The following is a 20,550-nucleotide window of genomic DNA, read 5'->3' on the forward strand; positions in this document are numbered from 1 at the left end:
ATGTCGGCTTTTTTCTTTTCTATCTGCTGTAGGATGGATCTTGTTCTAAATCAGCAAAAAAGTTATGCTTGGGATGCATAAAGACGCTCGGAATGGTGGGTATCACGGATCTGCTTAGTTTGTTCGTGCAAGTTTCGTGGTGCTGCAAGGAGGACGGTATGACGTATAAACAAATTAAATGGATGATTCTATTCGTACCTACGCTAACGGTAGGGGCCTGGGAATATGTGAGACACCAATTTTTACTCCCCTATATATCTATGGACCTTGGCAACTGGCTGACTCCAGTTCTCTTGTATTTGGTCAGTGTGACGCTGTTAACCAAGCTTTTTCGTATGCTGGAACGTATTCAGATGGAGTTGCAATACGAACGCGCGGCCAAAGCAGCCCTTGAAGCCAGAGAGGATCTTGCCAGGGAGCTGCATGACGGGATTGCCCAATCGCTTTTTTTGTTGTCCGTCAAAATGGATCGCCTGGAGCATAACGAAGATCAGGAGCAGTATCGTCAGGATATTTATAAAGTCAGAAAGACCGTCCACGAAGTGAACCGCTATGTTCGTCAGGCCATTGCCAATTTACGATTTGATCCGACCACCGATGAGATGCTGGCAACCAACGAATCATTGGACTATAAGGTGCAGCAAATGATTCATGAAATCCCTGTGTATGCAGATATTCAGTGGACGATTCCCGATGATGCGCTGAATCTCAAAGAGAAAGTAGAACTTCTGGCCTGTATTCGCGAGGCGGTGGTCAATATTGAAAAGCACGCACGGGCTTCCAAATTCTGGATTATTGGAGAAGGTAACTGCGATCAATGGAAAGTCACCGTCAAAGACAACGGCAAAGGCTTTATGACCGATCCATATCAGTTTAAAGACCGATACGGCCTGAATATCATGAAGGAAAGAGCGGGAGATATGAACTGGACGTTGCAGCTTCTGTCGGATTCTTCGTATACCATGGTGGAAATAACCAAAGAGGGAGAACATAAATGACGCATACCCGTGTACTGGTCGTAGACGATTCTGCTCATGCTCGCGAGGCCATCTGTGAAATATTGTCCATGGATCAAAGCTTTGAAATCATCGGGATGGTGGACAACGGCGAAAAAGCAATTGAGTTTACCGAGCAGTGGCTTCCAGATCTGATCCTGATGGATATTTCGATGCCTGGAATGGACGGGCTGGAGGCTACACAGCGGATTAAGCTCATGTTTCCATATGTCAAAATAGTGATGATTACCGTGTCGGATGATATGATTCATCTGCTTGAAGCTTTGAAACGGGGGGCCCAAGGCTACCTGTTAAAAAATATAGCGCCCTCCACATGGCTGGAATATCTGCATTCTATTGTGAATGAGGAGGCGCCGCTGAGTCGGGAACTGGCTTTTCAAATCTTGAAAGACGTTACCATAACAGCGAAAAAGGAACCGCAGGTCCGCCTTACCTCAAGAGAGCAGGATATTTTATATGGGGTGGCCGCTGGGTGGACGAACAAGGAAATCGCCGAAAAGTACGGTATTTCCGAGTACACAGTAAAAAACCATTTGAAAAATATTTTGCAGAAGCTGCATGTTCAGAACCGTGTACAACTGACGAGATATGCGTTGGAAATGGGGCTTGTTCCTGATGATCCTAAATTCAGGTCATAAGCCTCTTTGTTTTTTTGACACCATTTAGTTCAGAATATAGCTCCAATGAGGTATTTTAAATTTTGATTAACTTTTATATACTGGTTAGAGTTGGCGTGCTACACATGAACGGTCAACTGGAGGGGAATGATCTGAATGAAAACAATTATCTCTAAGCATTGGCACCTGATGCTGATTGGCTTTGTAGCGCTGATCGTGGGCGGATTTGTCTTGTTTTATTTTCAGGGGAGCGTGTCGTCGTTTCCAGCAAGTCAACCTAAAACCGTTCAAGAAGAGCCGGACAAAGCCAAGTATGAAATTGCTACGGTCAATGTAGAGGGAGACGGTTTTTATCCTAAAAATATTGAAATAAAAGCGGGTGTCCCGACTAAAATTAATTTTAAAAGATCGACATCCTTTACTTGTATAGACGAAGTACAGTCGCTGAAGCTTGGAATGGACGTCTTTATGGACCACGAAAATAATTATTTTACGGTCAAGGACCTGAAACCGGGTGTATATGAGTATAACTGCGGTATGTACATGTTCTATGGGACGATCACGGTAAAATAAATCAATACCAGCTTTCCAGCACATTTGTGCCGGGAGGCTATTTTTTTGCCTTAATATAAGGTATCTATGATAATAGTCACAAAATGTTCAAGGTTATAAGGCAAATATAGCTCAAGTGGGTCAGGTCATGACAAGCCAAAGGTAGGTAAAATAGAAGGAAACGATAGAGAAATGAAGGGGAAATATGAATAAACACAGGTTTATCCCAATGGTATGTATGCTTTTGACCGTAGTTTTACCGGCTGCTTGTTCTGGCCCGCAAGAGGGTTCAACGCAAGCAACACAGCAGCCCAAGAAAGAGCTGACCTTTCTGTTTAACTTTGCTAGTCAGACCGTTGATCCCAGTCTCGATTATACAGCGTTAAGAGCAGGCGTCGTAGAAACGTTGGTTAAACTGGACGAGAACGTAAAAATCCAGCCATGGCTGGCTACCCAATGGTCGAGTAAAGACGGACAAAACTGGGAGTTTCAGATTCGTGACGGTGTAACCTTTCAAAACGGAAAAAAACTCACCGCAGAGACGGTTAAGCAATCGCTGGAACGCTCAATAGAGCTGAATCCAGGGGTTAAGCAGGTATTGCGAATTAAATCCATGAAGGCATCCGGTCAAACGCTACATGTGGTGACGGAAGAACCATTCCCTCAGTTCCCATCCGAACTGGTTCATCCCAACACAGCCATTCTGGATACAGAAGCAGCTGATCCAGATAAAAAGCCAATCGGTACAGGGCCCTTCCAAGTAGAATCCTTCACCGCAGGGACATCATTAAAGCTTGCCCGCTATGATGGATATTGGAGTGGGGCGGCCATGCTGGATCGGGCAGTTTTTGCTTTTAACGAGGATGCGAATGCACGTTTATCCGCCATTTTATCCGGTGATGCAGATATCGTCTATCGCCCACCTGTTGAAAGCATGGACAAAATGAAGCAAGACAATCAGCTCAAGCTGGATTCAGTGGTTAGCTTGCGTACCCATGAGTTGATATTTAACACGAAAAAGCCTTTGTTCCAACATACGAATTTGCGTAAGGCATTTGATGCTTTAGTTAACCGTGAGGAACTAAAGGACGCTATTATGGGTGGACAGGCTACAGTGGCGCAAGGTCCATTTTTACCGGATTTCCCGTTTGTACCGGAATATCCAACTCGCAAAACCGGGGCTGAAGAAGCGCTCAAGTGGTTCAAGGAAGCCGGGTATCAGGTGGACAACGGTAAAGTAACGCAAAACGGGAAGCCGTTAACCTTAAAGCTGGTGACTTACGCATCCAGAGCCGAGTTCCCTATCTTCTCACAAGCGTTGCAATCGGAAGCCCAGCAATTGGGTATTATACTGAAAATCGAGCAGGTTGAAAATTACGAAGACTACTTGATGACCGATACGACTTGGGATCTCGGTATGTACAGTCCGTTGATTGCGCCTCGCGGTGATGCCAGCTACTTTTTGAATGTATCGTTTTTGCCAGATGGAACGCTGAATTTTGGGAAAATAAACGATGAGTTGTTGAATGAATTGATTTACCAGTTAGATCAAACCGTAGATACAGCCAAACGGAATGAACTAATATCTCAAGCGCTCACGAGAATTCATGAGCAAACGTACTATTCCTATCTGGTGCATCCGAACACGCTGGTTGTTTACAAAGACCGTGTGAAAAACTGGGTAACCAGCAAAAGCGAATATTACATGCTTACCAACCAGTTGGATGTTGAAGCCAAATGATTCAAATGCTTGGGAAAAGGCTGATCGAGTTTTTCCTGTTTATTTTTCTTCTGTCGCTCATCAGCTTCGCGGGAATCAAGCTTGCTCCGGGAGACGCTGTCCGACAACTGCTGCGTGCGGATGATGTGGCGGTTACGAACGAGCAAGTGGAAATTCAAAGGGAGATCATGGGGCTGAATGAGCCGGTTATCGTGCAATATGGGGAATGGCTTTCTAAATTCATTCGTTTGGATTTGGGAACCTCCTACATGACACATCGTCCGGTCATAGAAGAAATATGGACGAGGATGCCAGCGACGCTTCTTCTGACGTGTACCTCCATTGTGGTGTTGATGGGAGTTGCGGTACCGCTGGGCGCTTGTTCAGCTTTATATCCCAAGAAGTGGATTGATCGGGTCAGCCGGGTGCTCGCGATTATGGGAGCATCCATCCCCAGCTTTTGGCTAGGGCTTTTACTTATTGAGGGATTTTCGGTGCGCTGGTCGATCTTACCATCCATGGGGAATGGTACTTTGATGCATCTGGTGCTTCCTTCGCTGACACTGGGACTGACGATGGCTGCGGTATATGTACGTCTTATTCGTTCCAGCCTGTTAAGCAGCTTGAGTCAGGATTTTATTCTGGGTGCAAGGTCCAGAGGGATTGGAAGGCAACGTATTTTTTGGTTGCATGCGTGTCGCCATAGCTTGACTCCTGTAGTGACTATGTTTGGCATTAGTGTGGGAAGCATGCTGGGGGGAAGTGTCGTGGTAGAAACGATATTCGCCTATCCGGGTCTGGGAAAATTTATTGTAGAAGCCATTCATAACCGGGATTACCCGATGATTCAGGGATACATTTTATTTATGGGCGCTATCATTATGCTGCTTCATGTGATGACGGATGTAACGGTAGGATACGTGAATCCTGAAATCCGCTTGAAGGAGGGAGGAGCTTGAGTACATCCCGACTTCCTTTATGGTTGTTTATCGGTGGAATAGCTGCATTGTTCATCCTGCCTGAGTTTATGAAAAATGATCCGTTGCTCGTTTCGCTCACTCGAAGACTTCAATCCCCAAGCGCCGAGCATTGGCTGGGTACGGATGGTTTGGGCAGAGATTTAATGTCACGGGTGGTATACGGAGGCAGAAATACGGTTGGCAAGAGCTTATTGATTTTGCTCCTGTCTCTAGGTATTGGCATTCCGGCCGGGGTCATTGCCGGGGTTATGGGCAAAGGGATAGACCGCTTGTTCATGCGGGTGTCGGATTCCTTTCTGGCTTTTCCCGATTACTTGATTGCAATTGTGCTGACGGGCTTGCTCGGGCCGGGTGTCGTCAACCTGATGATTGCGATTGTATCGGTAAAATGGGTGGCATATGCTCGTCTGGTGAGAAGCAGCCTGGTGGCTGAAAAAGAGAAGGATTATATCTACAGTGCCCGCTTGAGCGGGGTGCCGACGATTCGATTGGTCATCCGGCATTTGCTGCCAGCGGCTTTCAGAGAAATTGTGGTCGTAGCCACACTGGATTTGGGTAAAATCATTTTAATGATCGCGGCTCTATCCTATATTGGACTTGGGCTACAGCCGCCTACTCCCGAATGGGGAGCGATGCTGAATGAGGGACGGGCCTATTTTCACAGTTCTCCGTTGGCGATGGTTATTCCGGGGGGGGCCATTATGCTGTTCGTTCTTTTATCCAATCTGATTGGGGATCAGCTACGGGACAGTCTTGAACTAAGACCACGGGGGAAATGAAATGATGAACATTCTGGAAATAACCGGACTGCATTTGAGGTCGGAGCAAGGCTTGATCGTACGTGATTTTCATATATCTATTAGCGCGAGACAGTGCCATGCGCTGATTGGTGAAAGCGGTAGTGGAAAAAGTATGACCTCGCTGTCGATTGGCGATCTGCTTCCTGCGACGGTCTGGGTAGAATCCGGTAAGATCGAATTGTGCGGACGCTCGTTACTCACCCTGTCCAAGAAAGAAAGAGAACGCCTTCGCGGGCAGGAAATCGCTTATGTTTTTCAGGACTATGCCAGCGTGTTTACGCCGTTTATCACCATAGGCAAACAAATGGACGAAACGCTAAAAGCACATCATGTGTTAGAACGCAAAAGCCGGAAAGAGCGCATCAAGCAAGTCCTCGAACACGTTCGATTACCGAACGAAATATACAACCGTTATCCATTTCAGCTCAGCGGTGGGCAGCTACAAAGGGTATCGCTTGCGGTAGCCATCATGCTGGAATCCAAACTGCTGATTATGGACGAGCCTACGACAGCATTGGATCAAACGAATGCCAACGAAATTTTACGGATCATTTCAGAGCTAAAAGAACGCACCCAATGCGGCATTTTGTTCATCTCGCATGACCTGAGAAACGTCAAGCGCTACGCCGATCAAGTCACCGTAATGCGAGAAGGGCAGCTTATGGAGTCGGGGAACACATGGTCATTGTTGAACAACCCGAAGGCTGATTGAAGCTATTCCATCCTTGCGCCCATCCAATGAAAGCCGTGCATGAGTCCATATAGAGAGGGCGGTAAAGTTGTTATGAACCCGAAACTTGTGCCTGAACTTTTATTCGTGCAGGACGTGCATAAATCTTACCGCAAAAAGAGACAAGTGCTCGGCGGGGTATCGTTGACGATTCGAGCGGGTGAATGTGTGGGGCTGATCGGAGAAAGCGGCAGTGGAAAAAGCACCTTGGCACGCTGTATTATGCTTATGCAAGCTATAGATCGAGGAACAATCCGGTTTCAGGGAACGCCTGTTCAGGCAGGCAACAGGCAGTCGTTAAAACGTTATAAAGGACAGATGCAGGCCGTATTTCAAAATCCCTCTGCGGCGCTAAATCCAAGATTTCGTTTACTGGAATCCGTCATGGAGCCACTGGATCAACTGGAACGAAAGGTTCCATCTTTTGTGAAAGACTGTGGTTCAGACAGAAGAGAAATAGCAGTGAAATTGCTGGAATATGTGGGATTATCACCTGAATTGCTGGATAGATATCCTCATGAAATCAGCGGTGGACAAAAGCAACGGCTTTGCATGGCAAGAGCTATCAGCGTGGAGCCTGCACTCATTATTATGGATGAACCAACATCCAGTCTGGATACCTTAATTCAGTCAGAAATGCTAAACTTGCTCAAGGAGCTACAGGGGAGGCTGGGATTTGCGTATCTGTTTATTTCCCATGACCTACCTGTGGTGCAATATATGTGACCGGGTGCTAGTCATGCACGAAGGCCGTTTGGTGGACGAGTTTGTAAAAGAGGAAATCTTTGCTCCCGACAGACATCCGTATACTCGCCAATTGGTTGCAGAATATGATTGAGGAGTTTGAACATTCTAGAGAATTGCATTACCCTTTACCTTTGATCAGCTTACATTGCTGGTCTTTTGTTTTTTTATAAGATTTTCCTCAGGAAATTTACATTAGAACGGAGCAGGCGGAATGGTGCTGGACAAGCGATAGCGGTCGCCTTTGTCCCCGGATTTCTACCGTTGTGTGTTTATTCAAGAAATTCGGGGGGCAACAGCGATGGGAAGCACCATCCGCATGCGTAGTGGCACCCCATGTAAATCCCAACCCCCCATATATCTAATTTTGAACTGATTTTTCTCCTAATTCGTTGGGTATCCGCTTTCAAGCCAGCCAAGTATGATAATAGTAATTATATACAAGGAGGAGCTTGCTATGGAATCATCAATTGAAACCGCTTCCAATGCTGGTGCTACGATTCCTGAATCTAACCGGGGCAGACGGCGCAGGGTGCGCGGGCCGAAGCGCGGGCGTGGTGAAAAAGGCTTGTGGGACAGTGTAAAGCAGCAAAAGTATCTTTATTTTATGTCCATTCCTTTCGTCATATGGGTGTTTATTTTCAGTTATCTTCCGCTGTGGGGCTGGACGATGGCGTTTCAAAATTATAAGCCGGCCAAATCCTTTTCGGACCAGAAATGGGTAGGGCTGAATAACTTTATTGAGCTATTTCAGGATGAACGATTTTATCTGGTATTACGCAATACGCTGGCGATGAGCCTGATGGGCATTGTATTTGGTTTTGTTGTACCGATCTTTTTTGCCATTCTGCTAAATGAGCTACGGGGGATGCTGTTCAAACGATTTGTGCAGACGATATCCTACCTCCCGCATTTTGTATCCTGGGTAGTTGTTGCCGGATTGGTTACGAAAATGCTGTCCATCGACGGAGGGATCGTCAACGATATATTGATAGCGCTTCATATTGTGGATGAGCCGATTCAGTTCATGGCAAAGGGAAGCTGGTTCTGGTATATTGTAACCGCTTCCGATATATGGAAAGAGACAGGCTGGAATACGATTATTTATTTAGCCGCCATTACCGGAATTGACCAGGAGCAGTATGAAGCCTCGCGTGTGGACGGGGCAAGTCGCTGGAGACAGATGTGGCATATTACGTTACCGGGTATCCGTTCGACCATTGCCGTTCTGTTCATTATGGCGATTGGGCATCTGGTGAGCAACGGTTTTGAAAAGCAGTTCTTGCTCGGCAACAGTCTGGTGACGGATTATTCCGAGGTGCTGGATTTGTATGCGCTGAATTACGGGATTAATTTGGGTCGGTTCTCTTACGGGACGGCGATTGGTATTTTCAACTCATTGGTCAGCATCCTATTGTTGTTTACGGCAAATGGCATATTCAAAAAACTGACCAAAGAAAGCATCATGTAGGAGGGAGATGCGAAATGACGACAAAGGCTTTTAACGCGACCCGATCTGAAAAGGTGTTCGATCTGTTCAACTACATCCTCATGGCTCTAATCGTGGTCGTAACGCTGTATCCGTTTCTGAACGTACTTGCGATTTCCTTGAACAATTCGACGGACACTGTTCGTGGGGGCATTTATATATGGCCCCGCCAATTTACACTCGAAAATTACAAAACGATTTTCCAATATGACGGTCTTCTTCAGGGACTGCAGGTATCGATTTTACGTACAGTGGTGGGGACGGTGCTGGGACTCATCTGTGCATCCATGCTCGCTTTTACGCTAAGTCGGGTCGATTTCCGCGCCCGCAAGTTCATTTCCACGTTTTTGGCGTTGACGATGTATTTTTCTGGCGGGATGGTGCCTGTATTTATTTTGATGCGTGATTTGCATTTGCTGGGTTCGTTCTGGGTGTATATTTTTCCGACGTTAATTAGTGCGTTTAACGTATTTGTCATTCGTTCCTTTATGGATGGTTTGCCGTATGCCCTTCAGGAATCCGCCAAGCTGGATGGTGCGAATGATTTTACAATTTATTGGAAAATAATTTTACCGTTGTGCAAGCCTGTCTTGGCGACCATTGCTCTCTTTTTGGCGGTAAATCAGTGGAACTCGTGGTTTGATACGTATTTGTATAACGGAGGAGCTGCGCAATGGACGACGCTGCAATTTGAGCTGATGAAGGTACTGCAAAGCACGCAGCAAGGCGGCTCCAGTATGACGAACAGCAATGATATGGCGAAGCAAATGGCACAAATCTCGCCAGAGTCGATCAAAATGGCGATTACGATTACGGTCACCCTCCCCATCCTGCTGGTGTATCCGTTCCTGCAAAAGTATTTTGTAGGCGGCATGACGCTGGGTGCAGTGAAATCATAATGCAGTGAAATCATAAAAGCCGGATTCCCAGAGGTAAAGTAACAGCTATTTTGCAGGCTAAGTCATCATATGAATACAGGAGGTTTTGTTCATGAAAAAGGTTTGGTCCAGATTTGTACTTATTCCCTTGCTTGCGGTATCACTTGCTGCACTGGCAGGCTGTAGCGGGAGCCAAAATGCAGCCAAGGAAGGCTCATCTAGCGGAACCGATCCGGTTACGTTTAGCTTCTTTGGAGCCGACCCAAGCCCGAAATGGAACGGAATGAAGGATGAAATAGGCCAGGAAATCACCAGGAAAACAGGTGTAACCTTGAATGCGGAATTTGATGTCAGTGGCGGAGGTGGAGATGACCGAATTGCTTTGATGGCAGCAAGTGGAGAATACCCTGGCTTGGTTTCTCCTAAAGCGAATATTAGCAAGCTCGTGGATGCGGGGGCCATGATTGATCTGACCGATCTGATCAATGATCACGCGCCGAATCTCAAAAAGCTGTACGGCCCCTACATGAATCGACTGAAGTACAGCAATAAGGATCAGGCCATCTATGTCATCCCTACGTATGCAGGTGTGGGACAGAAGAACTTTGATGCGACGGGTGGATTTGAAATCCAGCACAGGGTACTTAAGGAGCTGGGATATCCGAAGGTAAAAACATTACAGGATTATGAAAACGTACTCAAAGCCTATGTAGCCAAGCATCCAACCATTGACGGTAAAAAGACCATTCCCCTCACGCTGGATGCGGACGACTGGAGAATCATGATTACCGTAACCAACCCTGCCTACCAGACGACCGGAGCGTCAGACGATGGAGAATATAATATTGATCCCAAGACATTTGAAGCCAAGCTCCACTACAAGCGTCCGGTGGAAAAAGAATATTTTCGCTGGTTAAACCACATGTACAATGAGGGGCTGCTGGATAAGGAATCCTTTGTACAAAAAAGTGACCAATACAAATCCAAAATTGCCAGCGGGCGTGTTCTTGGTCTCATTGACCAGGAGTGGGGCTACCTGGAAGCTGAAAATGCGTTAAAAACGTCAGGCAAGGCCGATGCCAGCTATGCACATTTTCCAGTTACACTCTCGGAGGAATATAAGGATCATTCCTTTCAGGATACAGGCTTTATGTCCGGTTACGGTGTAGGCATTACCGAGAGCTGCAAGGACCCGGTGCGGGCTATTAAGTTCCTTGATTTTTTAGCCTCCGATGAAGGACAGGTGCTGGTGAACTGGGGAATCGAAGGAAAGCATTATGAAATTAAAGATGGAAAACGCGTCATTCCGGCTGATGTGCTGGAGCAAAAAACGAACAACGCCACCAATTTTAACAAAACAACCGGGCTGGAGCTGTACACGTTGATCAGTGGACACTACGGCGATGGTGTGAAGGACCCTGCGGGTAACTATTACACCACCAAATTTCCGGAACAAATTATCGCAAGCTATTCGGAGCCGGAAAAGGAGTCGCTCAAGGCGTATGGCGTAAAAACGTGGAAGGAACTGTTCCTGAGCGAGAAGGAATTTGATGTGAAGCCATGGGGCGCAGCTTATAACCTGACGACAGACAATGAATCCAGCTATAACGTTACGTTCAAAAAAACGACGGATATTATCCGTAAGCGTATACCGGAGGCTATCTTGGCCCCAACATCCAATTTTGACACCGTATACGACAACATGCTTAAAGAGCTGGATGCTGCCGGAGCGGTACAAATGGAGCAACAATATACTCAATTGGTGAAGGACAGAGTGGAATTGTGGAACGGCAAGGCTTCTAAATAGCGAGCTGACTTAACGAGGCGCAACAAAATGACGGAATGACGGAGCGCTTGTCCTGTGGTTCATACGGGATCGGCGCTCTGTTTGATCTCAATGGGGAGGGTTTGATGTGATACAAACCGAAAAGCAGAAATCCCTGCGTTTATGGTATCGCCAGCCTGCCGAGGTGTGGGAGGAAGCATTGCCTGTCGGCAATGGGAGGCTGGGCTCGATGGTATTTGGCGGGATCGGGGAGGAGCGTTTGCAATTAAACGAGGATACGCTCTGGTCCGGATTTCCCAGGGATGGCGTTCAGTATGATGCATTGCGATATTTGAAGCCCGTCAGGGAGCTGATTGCGGACGGAAAATACAAGGACGCGGAACATCTGATCAATGCGAACATGCTGTGGCGCGATACGGAGGCTTACCAGCCTTTGGGCGATTTGTGGATTACACAGGAGGGACTTGGGGCAATCGCGGAGTATGAACGCGAACTGGATTTGGCCACCGGAACGGCGGCGGTCACTTTTCATAGTGGCGGTATTCGTTATACCCGTGAAGTCATCGCCAGTGCGCCGGATGGAATTATTATGGTATCGCTGACTGCGGATACGCCAGGCAAGATCAATGCAACCGTACGTATCACTACACCGCATCCTTGTGAAGCCGAGGCTGGCGAGGATGCACATTTTGGTGATTCATCCGAATGGGATAGCGATAAGGAAGATGACTCTTCAGGTGAACCAACGAGGGACTTAATTACGTTGACCGGGCGAGCGCCCAGTCATGTGGAATCCAATGATCACGGTGAACATCCGCAGTCGGTTGTTTATGAGGATGAATTGGGGATGGCTTTTGCGATTCAGGCACGGATTATCGCCGAGGGGGGGACGCTGACAGAGGATGATGATGGAGTGCTGAGCGTATCGGGTGCAGATAAACTCACGGTATATTTGGCCGCAGCTACCGGATTCCGGGGATTCGATACTCGACCGGACAGTGATGCAACGGAACCGACAGCCGTATGCCAAGCTACGCTGGCTAGAGCGGTCTTGCTTGGATACGAGCAGGTGAAGCATCGGCATGAGCAGGATCATGGGGAACTGTTTGGCCGCGTTGAGTTAGAGCTTGGGAATGGTATCGGGACGGATCGAATGACAAACAGACAAATTCCGACTGACTTGCGATTGGAGAAGTACCGTGAAGATCAGGCAGACCCGGATTTGGAGGTGCTGTTGTTTCAGTATGGACGCTACTTGCTGATAGCCAGTTCGCGTTCAGGCAGTCAGCCCGCCAATCTTCAAGGTATCTGGAATGACCGGGTGCAGCCGCCGTGGAACAGCAATTATACAACTAACATTAATACCCAGATGAACTATTGGCCGGCGGAAATATGCAATCTTGCTGAGTGCCATGAACCACTGCTGCACATGATAGGAGAAGTCAGCCGTACGGGACGCAGAGTTGCTTCGATCCATTATGGTGCGAAAGGCTGGACGGCCCATCACAATGTAGATGTGTGGAGGTATGCGGGACCGTCAGGAGGTCATGCCAGTTGGGCCTTTTGGCCGCTCGGGGGTGTCTGGCTAACCGCCCATTTATGGGAACGTTACCTGTTTACTCAGGATACGGCTTATTTGGCGGAGCAAGCTTATCCGCTGATGAAGGGAGCGGCCGCCTTTTGTATGGATTGGCTCGTGGAAGGCCCGGACGGCTGGCTTGTGACCTCGCCTTCTACATCACCTGAAAACAAATTTAAAACCCCGGACGGAGAGGATTGCAGTATATCCATGGGTTCCACGATGGATATGACGCTAATTCGGGAGTTGCTGAGCAACTGCATTCAGGCTGCGGAGCTGCTGGAATTAGACGATGAGTTCCGCAACCGCTGTGAAGAGACGCTGCAACGCCTGCTGCCTTATCAGATCGGTCGTCACGGACAGCTACAGGAGTGGTTTGCCGATTTTGAGGAAGCAGAGCCGGGACATCGGCATGTTTCACATCTGTATGGATTGTACCCTGGTCGACAAATTCATGTTCGCGATACCCCGGAGCTGGCGGAGGCGGCCCGCATATCGCTGCACCGACGGCTCGATCATGGCGGAGGTCATACCGGCTGGAGCTGTGCCTGGTTGATTAACCTGTACGCGCGGTTGGAGGATGGCGAAGCATCGCATCGTTATGTTCGCACGTTGTTGTCGCGTTCGACCTACCCCAATTTATTCGATGCTCATCCACCTTTTCAGATCGACGGTAATTTCGGAGCGACGGCGGGTATCGCGGAAATGCTGCTACAAAGCCGTCCGGGTGAGCTGACCTTGCTGCCTGCCCTGCCTTCTGCATGGCCTGAGGGGCGGGTCAGCGGATTGCGGGGGCATGGCGGGATGACGGTTGGCATGGAATGGTCCGGTTCCCGGCTCGTCCGCGCGGAGCTTACCGCATCCGCCCCGACGGGACGCTGCACGATTCGCAGCGCTCATCCGTTTAGCGCAGATGCTCGGCAGGCTCAGCCTGATCCAGAGCATGGAGGATTCATTTTGTCATGGAATTTTACCAAAGAGCAGGAAATTATGGACAGACATTCGATTATTATTGATGGAGAGGAAGAGCAAATATGACCATTTTTCAATTTCCGCAGGACTTTATGTGGGGGACGGCAACAGCAGCCTATCAAATCGAGGGGGCCTATGAGGAGGATGGAGAGGTTTGTTCATCTGGGATACCTTTGCCCATACGCCTGGCAAGGTGTTCAACGGAGATAACGGGGCTTGTATCAACGATGAGATCGTAAATGGCAAGGTTGAGGATGACCGACGTATTTCCTATATGCAGCAGCATTTGGTGCAGGTACATCGGGCGATTCATGACGGCCTTCACGTCAAAGGCTATATGGCATGTCGCTCATGGACAATTTTGAATGGGCGGAAGGATATAATATGAGATTCGGCATGATTCATGTCGATTTCCGCACTCTGGCCCGCACCCCCAAGGAAAGCTACTATTGGTATCGAAATGTGGTAAGTAACAACTGGCTGGAGACCAGACGTTAAAAGAAAATATACTTTGATACTAAAGCGGACATGGGCATGTCTTCGCTCCCTTTTGTTTGAACAAAGAGTCCTCTGGGGTAATAATATCCAAGTTGAATTGCAGGTTGCTAAAAGTATGGTGAAGCGATTAAGAATAAGATCACAGGGATTGTGCATACTGACAAAAATACCTGAAGAGGGCGCTTCATCAATTTTAGACTAGAGGGAGTGGAGGATATGGCTTCGAATTTTAGTAAATCAGGATCGAACGAAAAGCAAATGAGCCGCTTCGTGTCTGTCATCGCTTGGCTCGCTTGGATTGTAGGCATTATTCTTATTTTGTTCAATTTAGGTAATCTAAGTGATCGTAACATATATTTAATGGTGGGTATTGGATGTGTCGTTGGCGGATTGTTTATTTATATGATCGGAAAAGGGCTGGTCATTGCCCGCAAGAAGGAAGATCAGGAGAAGGGACGCAGTTAATACAACTGAAATAACATCTATAGAAAAACAACAACTTGGGTCTTCGCACAGTGTGGAACAATAAACTGTCTGGAGCCCCGTTTTTGCTTCCTGACATCGCAAGAACAAACTTCAGCTACAAGCAGTGTGTCTTCCTTGGAATACTCCGATATATTCTTTTGCTTATGTCACCTTTGTAGTAATAGTAGATTTTGAATTTGCAAGAGAAATTTTATTTTTAGAGAGATTTTTCACAAAAAACGGACAAATAATCGACAATTCTGTTAACAATAAAAAAAGTATCCTCTTTTCTGATATCTTATATAGGGGCAACATTACAGGAGTTCGTAAGTTTTGAGTAATTTATTATTTTAATGAGAGGGGAACAACATGAACAAAAAACCAAAAGCGATTATTGCGTTGGTTTTGACCGTGCTCACGGTAGCATTGCTCATTTGGACGTGTTTTTATGCTGGCGGAAAATACGTTGTTTTCGATCCAAAAGGACCTATTGGGCAAACACAAAAAGAGCTGATCATTCTTTCAACGTCTATGGCTGCACTTCTAATTGTACCGGTCATGTTTTTGACTTTTTTCATCATTTGGCGTTATCGCGACGCACCGGATAACAAGGCGAAGTACGAACCCCACTGGGACGACAGTAAAAAACTGGAGACCGTATGGTGGAGTATTCCAATTATTGTCATCCTGATTCTTGCGGTTATCACTGCGAGATATACCTACTTGCTGGAGCCTTCCAAGCCATTGGCAAGTACACAAAAACCAGTAACCATTCAAGTCACTGCACTGGACTGGAAATGGCTCTTTATGTATCCGGAAGAAGGTATTGCTACAGTCAATGAAATTCACATTCCTAAAGGTGTTCCGGTCCGTTTCGAGCTGACTGCTGATGCGCCGATGAACTCGTTCTGGATTCCGCAATTGGGTGGCCAGATCTACACCATGTCAGGCATGGCCATGAAGCTGCACTTGCAGGCTGATCAAGAAGGAACTTACTTTGGTTCGGGCGCAAACTTCAGCGGTGAGCATTTTGGACAAATGCGCTTTGATGTAGAGGTTCAGTCGGATGATGATTATAAAAACTGGGTTGCTAACATTAAAAAGCAATCCAAGCCCCTGACGAAGGATGGCTATTTGGCGCTTGCCAAGCCAGGCCTTTCCCAGACTGACGAGTATTCTTCAATTCCAGACGGTTTGTTCCAGGATATTGTGACCAAGTATGTAGTGGAGGGGGCTCCTAATCCTCATGCTGGGCATGGCGGAGCTTCCACAGAAGGTTCTTCCAAGTCTGGCAGCACTGAAGATACAGGCACCATGAGTAATATGAATATGAGCGGACACAATTAAATGATTATAGGGAAGGAGGCCCCCAATGCTTGACAAAATAAAAGAGTTTGCATCCACTTTCTTCGTTACTGGAGACCCAATGATATATGGAGCGGATGTTTCTATCGCTCTCGCGATGATCGGGATCGTGTTTGTGCTCACTTATTTCAAAAAATGGGGCTGGCTTTGGAAAAACTGGTTGACCACCGTTGACCATAAAAAAGTCGGTATTATGTATATCCTCGCAGCCATCTTGATGCTGTTCCGTGGAGGCGTGGACGCATTGTTGATGCGTTTACAGCTTGCTACACCGGATGTTACACTTTTGCATCCTGAGCATTACAATCAGATCTTTACAACGCATGGCACGATCATGATCTTGTTTATGGCGATGCCATTGATGTTTGGTTTGTTTAACATCGCGGTACCACTTCAAATTGGTGCGCGTGACGTTGCGTTTCCTTTCCTGAACGCGCTGAGCTTCTGGCTGTTCTTTATGGGAGCGATGCTATTCAATCTGTCCTTCGTTATTGGCGGTTCGCCGGACGCAGGTTGGTTGAGTTATCCACCGCTTTCGGAGCTGCAATTTAGTCCCGGCGTCGGTCAGAACTTTTATATCTGGGGTATACAGATTTCTGGTATAGGTTCATTGGCTACGGGGATTAACTTTATTGTTACCATTATTAAAATGCGCGCACCTGGTATGACATGGATGAAAATGCCTGTCTTTACGTGGTCCGTATTTTCATCATGTGTTATCATCATTTTCGCGTTTCCGATTCTGACGATAACATTGGCTTTGCTGTTCCTTGACCGCTTCGGAGGAGGACATTTTTTTACACTTGATTTCGGCGGTAACCCTATGATGTATATCAACCTGATTTGGATGTGGGGTCACCCTGAGGTTTATATCGTAGTTATACCTGCCTTCGGTATTTATTCCGAGGTCATCAGCGTATTCTCCAAAAAGAAATTGTTTGGCTACAAATCCATGGTTTACGCCATGTTCATGATTGCTATCCTGTCCTTCTTCACCTGGGCGCATCACTTCTTCACGATGGGATCAGGCGCAGATGTTAATGCATTCTTTGCCATTTCGACGATGGTTATCGCAATACCGACAGGGGTTAAAGTGTTTAACTGGCTGTTCACGATGTATCGGGGTAAGATCACATTTAAGACACCTATGATGTGGGCAATTGCCTTTATTCCGAATTTCCTGATTGCAGGTTTGACGGGCGTCATGTTGTCTGTAGCGCCTGCGGACTTCCAGTTCCATAACAGTTACTTCCTGGTCGCTCACTTTCACTCGGCTCTGATTGGCGGTGTAGTGTTCGGCTATCTGGCAGGTCTGTACTATTGGTGGCCTAAAATGTTCGGCTTCACTCTGCCTGAAACGCCGGGTAAATGGGCTTTCTGGTTCTGGAATATCGGCTTCTATGTGTGTTTCATTCCACAATATTCCCTCGGTCTGATGGGTATGACACGTCGTCTGAGCACTTACGGCTGGGATACTGGCTGGCAGCCGCTCAACCTTGTTTCAACCGTTGGAGCATTCCTGATGGGTATTGGCTTCTTGTTCCAGGTTCTTCAAATTCTTCTGGGTATCAAAAATTTCCGCAAGCTGAAGGATACAACTGGCGACCCTTGGGGTGGTCATACGTTGGAATGGTCGATCCCTTCACCTGCACCGGAATACAATTTTGCTACCATCCCACAAGTAGAAGAACGTGATGACTGGTGGGCAGAGAAAGACAAACGCGCAAAAGGAATTTTCAGAAAGCAACCGCCAATTGAAGCGATTCATATGCCGAAAAACTCGGCGATTCCATTCATTATGTCGGTATTCTTTTTCATCGCAGGTTTCGGTTTTGTATTCGGGTGGTCGCTCTTCTATATTCCGGGTCTGATCGGCGTTGCGATTTGTATGATTTGTCGTTCTTTCTTCTCGTATGATGGCGACTACTACATCCCTGCGGATGAGGTAAAACGCACGGAAGCGGCAATAAGGGGGTCTGTATAATGGCACAAGCAGCAGCACATCACAGCCATGATCATGACCACGGGCATCACGATCCACAAGAATTGAAGATGCTTGGTTTCTGGATCTTTCTTGTAACGGACGTAATCCTGTTCAGTACCTTGTTCGCAACCTATGTCGTCCTTCGGGACAGCACAGCTGGAGGACCGGGGGGCGCAGAGCTGTTTAACATGTCGGGCGTTATCATTGAAACGTTCCTCTTGCTCACAAGCAGCTTCACAAGTGGTCTGGCTGTATTGGCCATGAACAAAGGAAGCATGAAGGGATTAATCAACTGGTTAATCGTGACGGCAATCCTGGGTCTTGGTTTTATCGGTTTTGAGGTTTACGAGTTTGTTGAAATGGTACATGAAGGAGCCAATTTTGGAACGAGCGCGTTCCTGTCGGCATTCTTCACTTTGGTCGGTACGCACGGACTTCACGTTTCGTTAGGTCTGGTATGGATGATCGGCCTTATGTTTCAGCTGAAAAAACGCGGGCTCACTCCAGAGACGAAGGGCAAAGTTTCGGCGTTGAGCTTGTATTGGCACTTTTTGGACGCTGTCTGGATCTTCTTGCTGACAGTCGTCTATTTGATGGGGGTGATGTAGATGGCACAGCATCAATCAGGAGCGGGTTCGCATGGTCATGATGATTCTCACGGTTCAGTGAAATCCTATGTAATCGGATTTATTCTGTCCATCGTACTGACCATCATTCCTCTCGGTGTGGTCATGAATCATATGTTGAGTCGTACTTCAACGATGGTTGTTATTTTGGCCGCAGCAGTGCTGCAATTTCTGGTGCAGTTATTCTTCTTCATGCATATCCGTGAAAGTAATGGACCACGCTGGAATGTCATGACTTTGATTTTCGGTGTCGTCATCCTGTTGACCATTGTTGGCGGTTCTGTCTGGATTATGGAATACAACATGGTAGCACAATAATAAGTACAAACTAATTAGGTAAGAGGAAGCAGCTTAGAGCCGCTTCCTCTTTTTTTTGTGAGTATCGTGTTGGAAATATAAACTGTGGCTACTTGAACTCAAGTTTATCTATGTGTAAAATGGAATTGTATAACAGTAGGGTGAAAACGATAACACTAGTTTAGAGCGGAGGATGAAAATAATGAATACAGATATACTATTTAAACCTTTTAAGGCAGGTAATTTATCTCTTTCCAATCGGATCGTGATGGCTCCAATGACACGGAATTTTTCTCCTCAAGGTATCCCAGGCCCTGAAGTGGTCGCGTATTATCGTCGTCGTGCGGAAAATGCAGTCGGATTGATTATTACGGAGGGAACCGCTATTAATCATCCCGCAGCCGTGGAGCATACGAGCATTCCTAATTTTTATGGTGAGGGATTGAAGGGGTGGGCGAAGGTAGTCGAGGAGGTTCATGCGGCGGGTGGCAAGATTATACCGCAGCTCTGGCATGTGGGGGCGGCCCGGAAAATAGGCGCGGCTAATCAGCCGAATCCTGAGGCATTACCTGTCGGTCCGTCCGGTATCACTCCTGCTGGTGAAAAGGTAGTTGAGCCGTTGAAGGAGGCCGAGATTGCTGATATTATCGCAGCCTATGCCCAAGCCGCAGCCGATGCCCAGCGGGTGGGTTTCGACGGCATTGAGCTTCATGGAGCACACGGCTATTTAATTGACCAGTTTTTCTGGGATAAAACCAACAAGCGTACAGATCAGTACGGAGGCAATTTGGCCCAGCGTACTCGGTTTGGGGTGGAGGTCATTGAGGCTTGTCGTCGTGCAGTGGGTCCTGATTTTCCAATTATACTGCGGTTCTCCCAGTGGAAGATGTACCATTATGGAGAGAAATTGGCACAGACACCGGAGGAGCTTGAACAGTTTCTGACTCCATTGGTGAAGGCCGGGGTGGATATATTCCACTGCTCAAGCCGCCGTTTTTGGGAACCGGAATTTGCAGGGTCTGATCTAAATTTAGCAGCTTGGACCAAAAAGCTAACAGGCAAGCCGGTTATTACTGTAGGCTCCATTGGTTTGGAGAAGGCTTTTTTGAGTGAACTGGAAAAAAATAATAACAGCCAGACCGATCATTCGAGTAGCGTACAGGCAAGATTAGAACAACTTGTTGGACAAGTAGCTCGAGAGGAAGCTGATCTGGTCGCGGTTGGACGGGCTTTGCTGGTTGACCCGGCGTTTGCGGTTAAGCTACGTGATAAACGGATAGAGGAACTCGTGCCTTACAGTGATGAAGCATTAAAAACGTTGAATTAAGCTTTACTTAGCACAACTTTATAGGGTGTTACCTAGGCATTGAGACTTGAAAATTCTCCGTTACAGGGCAAGCTGTAATATAAGCTATTCGTAAATTCTACGAATTTGCTATAATAGGAGCATCA

At 47.1% G+C, this 20,550-nt stretch carries 18 protein-coding genes and 2 pseudogenes; all 20 read left to right on the forward strand.

The window, feature by feature from the left end; genetic code table 11:
- Window positions 1-158: 158 nt before the first annotated feature.
- The 20 genes and pseudogenes from ACIFQM_RS04410 (at window position 159) to ACIFQM_RS04505 (ending at window position 20,425) form a co-directional block, all read left to right on the forward strand.
- Entirely contained in the window at window positions 159-998 is an 840-nt protein-coding gene (locus ACIFQM_RS04410) for a sensor histidine kinase (RefSeq protein ID WP_430036900.1), read from the forward strand.
- Window positions 995-1,654 carry a response regulator gene (locus ACIFQM_RS04415; RefSeq protein ID WP_404520766.1) on the forward strand — a complete coding sequence of 220 codons (660 nt, stop codon included), beginning with the start codon at window positions 995-997 and terminating at the stop codon, window positions 1,652-1,654. The genes ACIFQM_RS04410 and ACIFQM_RS04415 overlap by 4 nt, the downstream gene beginning before the upstream one ends.
- A 135-nt stretch (window positions 1,655-1,789) precedes the next feature.
- The gene (locus ACIFQM_RS04420; RefSeq protein WP_430036897.1) at window positions 1,790-2,206 is read left to right on the forward strand and encodes a cupredoxin domain-containing protein; all 417 of its coding nucleotides are present in this window, start codon (window positions 1,790-1,792) and stop codon (window positions 2,204-2,206) included.
- 208 nt (window positions 2,207-2,414) lie between these two features.
- Window positions 2,415-3,926, forward strand: coding sequence for a nickel ABC transporter substrate-binding protein (gene nikA, locus ACIFQM_RS04425; RefSeq protein ID WP_430065082.1), 1,512 nt, complete (start codon window positions 2,415-2,417; stop codon window positions 3,924-3,926).
- Window positions 3,923-4,864 carry a nickel ABC transporter permease gene (gene nikB / locus ACIFQM_RS04430; protein WP_430065064.1) on the forward strand — a complete coding sequence of 314 codons (942 nt, stop codon included), beginning with the start codon at window positions 3,923-3,925 and terminating at the stop codon, window positions 4,862-4,864. The genes nikA and nikB overlap by 4 nt, the downstream gene beginning before the upstream one ends.
- Window positions 4,861-5,664 (forward strand): nickel transporter permease, encoded by an 804-nt coding sequence (gene nikC, locus ACIFQM_RS04435; RefSeq protein ID WP_430036891.1) that lies wholly within the window; start codon window positions 4,861-4,863, stop codon window positions 5,662-5,664. Before nikB ends, nikC begins: the two co-directional genes overlap by 4 nt.
- 1 nt (window position 5,665) lies before the next feature.
- On the forward strand, window positions 5,666-6,397 hold the full coding sequence (locus tag ACIFQM_RS04440) for an ATP-binding cassette domain-containing protein (protein WP_430036888.1): 732 nt from the start codon (window positions 5,666-5,668) through the stop codon (window positions 6,395-6,397).
- Window positions 6,398-6,469: 72 nt separating this feature from the next.
- Window positions 6,470-7,253: pseudogene (locus ACIFQM_RS04445) on the forward strand (ABC transporter ATP-binding protein).
- Window positions 7,254-7,616: 363 nt separating this feature from the next.
- Window positions 7,617-8,630 (forward strand): ABC transporter permease, encoded by a 1,014-nt coding sequence (locus ACIFQM_RS04450; protein WP_430036885.1) that lies wholly within the window; start codon window positions 7,617-7,619, stop codon window positions 8,628-8,630.
- 14 nt (window positions 8,631-8,644) lie between these two features.
- Entirely contained in the window at window positions 8,645-9,547 is a 903-nt protein-coding gene (locus ACIFQM_RS04455) for a carbohydrate ABC transporter permease (protein ID WP_430036882.1), read from the forward strand.
- Window positions 9,548-9,638: 91 nt separating this feature from the next.
- Entirely contained in the window at window positions 9,639-11,333 is a 1,695-nt protein-coding gene (locus tag ACIFQM_RS04460; RefSeq protein ID WP_430036879.1) for an ABC transporter substrate-binding protein, read from the forward strand.
- A gap of 106 nt (window positions 11,334-11,439) precedes the next feature.
- Window positions 11,440-13,929, forward strand: a complete 2,490-nt coding sequence (locus tag ACIFQM_RS04465; RefSeq protein ID WP_430065066.1) for a glycoside hydrolase family 95 protein — start codon at window positions 11,440-11,442, stop codon at window positions 13,927-13,929.
- A gap of 26 nt (window positions 13,930-13,955) precedes the next feature.
- Window positions 13,956-14,102, forward strand: coding sequence for a family 1 glycosylhydrolase (locus ACIFQM_RS04470; RefSeq protein ID WP_430046509.1), 147 nt, complete (start codon window positions 13,956-13,958; stop codon window positions 14,100-14,102).
- Window positions 14,069-14,361: pseudogene (locus ACIFQM_RS04475) on the forward strand (family 1 glycosylhydrolase); the annotation flags it as partial. The gene ACIFQM_RS04470 and the pseudogene ACIFQM_RS04475, both read left to right, overlap by 34 nt.
- 216 nt (window positions 14,362-14,577) lie before the next feature.
- The gene (locus ACIFQM_RS04480) at window positions 14,578-14,826 is read left to right on the forward strand and encodes a hypothetical protein (RefSeq protein ID WP_430036871.1); all 249 of its coding nucleotides are present in this window, start codon (window positions 14,578-14,580) and stop codon (window positions 14,824-14,826) included.
- 369 nt (window positions 14,827-15,195) lie between these two features.
- Window positions 15,196-16,173, forward strand: a complete 978-nt coding sequence (gene cyoA, locus ACIFQM_RS04485; RefSeq protein ID WP_430036868.1) for a ubiquinol oxidase subunit II — start codon at window positions 15,196-15,198, stop codon at window positions 16,171-16,173.
- Between the two features lie 25 nt (window positions 16,174-16,198).
- The gene (locus ACIFQM_RS04490; protein WP_430036865.1) at window positions 16,199-18,175 is read left to right on the forward strand and encodes a cbb3-type cytochrome c oxidase subunit I; all 1,977 of its coding nucleotides are present in this window, start codon (window positions 16,199-16,201) and stop codon (window positions 18,173-18,175) included.
- A complete protein-coding gene (gene cyoC, locus ACIFQM_RS04495) occupies window positions 18,175-18,783 on the forward strand; it encodes a cytochrome o ubiquinol oxidase subunit III (protein ID WP_430036862.1) in 609 nt (202 codons plus the stop codon). Before ACIFQM_RS04490 ends, cyoC begins: the two co-directional genes overlap by 1 nt.
- Window positions 18,784-19,119 (forward strand): cytochrome o ubiquinol oxidase subunit IV, encoded by a 336-nt coding sequence (gene cyoD, locus ACIFQM_RS04500; protein WP_044644504.1) that lies wholly within the window; start codon window positions 18,784-18,786, stop codon window positions 19,117-19,119.
- 181 nt (window positions 19,120-19,300) lie between these two features.
- Window positions 19,301-20,425 (forward strand): NADH:flavin oxidoreductase, encoded by a 1,125-nt coding sequence (locus ACIFQM_RS04505; RefSeq protein WP_430036859.1) that lies wholly within the window; start codon window positions 19,301-19,303, stop codon window positions 20,423-20,425.
- Window positions 20,426-20,550 lie beyond the last annotated feature (125 nt).

It is taken from the genome of Paenibacillus sp. NRS-1782 (assembly GCF_050467685.1).
Classification (GTDB): Bacteria; Bacillota; Bacilli; order Paenibacillales; family Paenibacillaceae; genus Paenibacillus; species Paenibacillus terrae_A.

Bases quoted from the DNA above. Each gene is read 5' to 3' on its own strand.
- ACIFQM_RS04410 (WP_430036900.1), top strand. From the start codon at position 159: ATGACGTATAAACAAATTAAATGGATGATTCTATTCGTACCTACGCTA.
- ACIFQM_RS04415 (WP_404520766.1), top strand. From the start codon at position 995: ATGACGCATACCCGTGTACTGGTCGTAGACGATTCTGCTCATGCTCGC.
- ACIFQM_RS04420 (WP_430036897.1), top strand. From the start codon at position 1,790: ATGAAAACAATTATCTCTAAGCATTGGCACCTGATGCTGATTGGCTTT.
- nikA (WP_430065082.1), top strand. From the start codon at position 2,415: ATGGTATGTATGCTTTTGACCGTAGTTTTACCGGCTGCTTGTTCTGGC.
- nikB (WP_430065064.1), top strand. From the start codon at position 3,923: ATGATTCAAATGCTTGGGAAAAGGCTGATCGAGTTTTTCCTGTTTATT.
- ACIFQM_RS04440 (WP_430036888.1), top strand. From the start codon at position 5,666: ATGATGAACATTCTGGAAATAACCGGACTGCATTTGAGGTCGGAGCAA.
- ACIFQM_RS04450 (WP_430036885.1), top strand. From the start codon at position 7,617: ATGGAATCATCAATTGAAACCGCTTCCAATGCTGGTGCTACGATTCCT.
- ACIFQM_RS04455 (WP_430036882.1), top strand. From the start codon at position 8,645: ATGACGACAAAGGCTTTTAACGCGACCCGATCTGAAAAGGTGTTCGAT.
- ACIFQM_RS04460 (WP_430036879.1), top strand. From the start codon at position 9,639: ATGAAAAAGGTTTGGTCCAGATTTGTACTTATTCCCTTGCTTGCGGTA.
- ACIFQM_RS04470 (WP_430046509.1), top strand. From the start codon at position 13,956: ATGTGGGGGACGGCAACAGCAGCCTATCAAATCGAGGGGGCCTATGAG.
- ACIFQM_RS04480 (WP_430036871.1), top strand. From the start codon at position 14,578: ATGGCTTCGAATTTTAGTAAATCAGGATCGAACGAAAAGCAAATGAGC.
- cyoA (WP_430036868.1), top strand. From the start codon at position 15,196: ATGAACAAAAAACCAAAAGCGATTATTGCGTTGGTTTTGACCGTGCTC.
- ACIFQM_RS04490 (WP_430036865.1), top strand. From the start codon at position 16,199: ATGCTTGACAAAATAAAAGAGTTTGCATCCACTTTCTTCGTTACTGGA.
- cyoC (WP_430036862.1), top strand. From the start codon at position 18,175: ATGGCACAAGCAGCAGCACATCACAGCCATGATCATGACCACGGGCAT.
- cyoD (WP_044644504.1), top strand. From the start codon at position 18,784: ATGGCACAGCATCAATCAGGAGCGGGTTCGCATGGTCATGATGATTCT.
- ACIFQM_RS04505 (WP_430036859.1), top strand. From the start codon at position 19,301: ATGAATACAGATATACTATTTAAACCTTTTAAGGCAGGTAATTTATCT.